Origin of the sequence: Wolbachia endosymbiont of Glossina morsitans morsitans (genome assembly GCF_000689175.1) — a bacterium.
In the GTDB taxonomy this organism is placed as follows: Bacteria; Pseudomonadota; Alphaproteobacteria; order Rickettsiales; family Anaplasmataceae; genus Wolbachia; species Wolbachia pipientis.
On the sequence record NZ_AWUH01000120.1, the window covers coordinates 1 to 1,746 of the forward strand.

Annotated in this window: 3 protein-coding genes and 1 pseudogene; 2 read left to right on the forward strand and 2 right to left on the reverse strand. The window is 33.8% G+C overall.

Annotated features, from left to right (window positions below):
• Positions 1–281: NADH dehydrogenase ubiquinone Fe-S protein 4 (locus tag WGMM_RS02915; protein WP_038249773.1), on the reverse strand; the 281-nt coding region annotated here is incomplete at its 3' end.
• Between the two features lie 145 nt (positions 282–426).
• Here WGMM_RS02915 and WGMM_RS02920 point away from each other — a divergent pair.
• Positions 427–1,038 (forward strand): 50S ribosomal protein L25/general stress protein Ctc, encoded by a 612-nt coding sequence (locus WGMM_RS02920; protein ID WP_010962412.1) that lies wholly within the window; start codon positions 427–429, stop codon positions 1,036–1,038.
• Positions 1,038–1,586 (forward strand): aminoacyl-tRNA hydrolase, encoded by a 549-nt coding sequence (gene pth / locus WGMM_RS02925; protein ID WP_006280288.1) that lies wholly within the window; start codon positions 1,038–1,040, stop codon positions 1,584–1,586. Before WGMM_RS02920 ends, pth begins: the two co-directional genes overlap by 1 nt.
• Before the next feature lie 2 nt (positions 1,587–1,588).
• Here pth and WGMM_RS06120 read toward each other — a convergent pair.
• Positions 1,589–1,746, reverse strand: a pseudogene (locus tag WGMM_RS06120) (IS481 family transposase); the annotation flags it as partial.

A 1,746-nucleotide genomic window follows, 5' to 3' on the forward strand; every position in this document is an offset into this window, starting at 1 on the left:
CTTGCGTAAGATTTTGGCAGCCTCTTAACATTTTTTGGCATTTCAATTATGTATTTAACGTTGCGTTTTTTTGCGTAGAATACTGCTTTTTCAAGAGAATCAAACTTTAATACAATCTGTTTTTTTGGATCTTTTGAGCCAACCCACCCCATTAAAGGTGCAATGTAGTAAGAGCCAGATTCAATTTTCAGGTGCCAGAAATTTGTATTACCTAAACCAGATTGTGTTGCAGTTCTTGTTGGTCTATAAATCCTAAAAACTACTTTATCGTCAATGCCCATAGTTCTTGTTAAATAAGCTTAAATATATATCTAAATAAATCCTTTCACAAACAATTAGTATGAAAGAATGAAGTTTGAAATAAATATTTTTATGTTATATTATTATTAAATTATATTAAAAGGATTAGCTGAATAGGAGTAACCGATGACGCAACAGGAAATAGTAACAATTAATGCAGAGTTACGTGATATAACAAAAACAAAAGCGATGCATTCTCTAAGGAAGAAGGGAAACATCCCTGGAATCATATATGGAAAGGGCCATGATAATGTAAATTTGACATTGTCTGCAAAGGAATTCACAAAGCAATATAAGTCAGGCTCTCTTTCTGCACATTTGATAGAGCTGAATATTTCGGGCAAAAAGGAATATGCTCTTGTTCGCGATATCCAATTGCATGTAGTAAAGGATACTGTGCAACATGTTGATTTTCAGTTTGTTGATAAAGGCAGTGAAATTAAAATAGACATACCTCTATCATTTGTGAATGAAAGTAAAGCTCCAGGAATCAAATTAGGTGGAGTGCTTAATGTTTTGTGTCGTTCTATTGCTGTTAAATGCTCTCCTGATAAAATACCTCAGGTTATTGAAGTTGATTTATCCGGTAAAATGATTGGCCAGTCTATACATATTAATGATGTAAAATTACCAGAAGGTGTTAAGTTTGTAGCTCATGAAGAAGAAAATTTTACCATTGTTACAATTTCTGCTGCCGATAGTGACGTTGAAGAACCTCAGGCAGAAACAGAGGAATAGTGCACCTGATAGTTGGGCTTGGTAATCCTGGCAGTCAATATGAGCTAACTCATCATAATATCGGCTTCATCACCGTTGATGCAATCTGCAAATATTGGGGTTTTCAGTTGTTCTCTAAAAAAGCCGATTATCTGATAACCTCTGGCATGATTAATGATAATAAAATCATGTTAATAAAGCCTTATTCATTTATGAATAATTCAGGCATCCCTGTTGCAAAAATACGAAACTTTTACAAATTATCGCTAGACAATATCGTTGTCATACATGATGACGCTGATTTGGAACTTGGAAGAATAAAAGTAAAGAAAGGTGGTAGTTCTGCTGGACATAATGGACTTAAATCCATAGATAGTTTTATTGGCAACGATTATTGGCGCTTGAGATTTGGAGTGGGTAGACCTGAAGATCAAAGAAGCTTAGCAGATTATGTGTTATCAAAATTTTCAAATTTTGATAATGTTACTCCCTTAGTGGAAAAAATAGCAAAAAATATACACTTAATGCTGCAAGGAGATAATACAGCTTTTATCAATTTGATTGTATAATATTACGAAACACAGGGAGTGTATGGTCCCAGAGTGTGATGGTGTGGATTTAGTGTGAACAATTCAGGAGATTTTGTCCACTGTAAAGATATAAACTCAAAAGGTGTAAGACCCTTAAGAGTTTTGAGTCTTTTAGCATAATTGTAGGCCATAACAAAGT

Bases quoted from the DNA above. Each gene is read 5' to 3' on its own strand.
- WGMM_RS02920 (WP_010962412.1), top strand. From the start codon at position 427: ATGACGCAACAGGAAATAGTAACAATTAATGCAGAGTTACGTGATATA.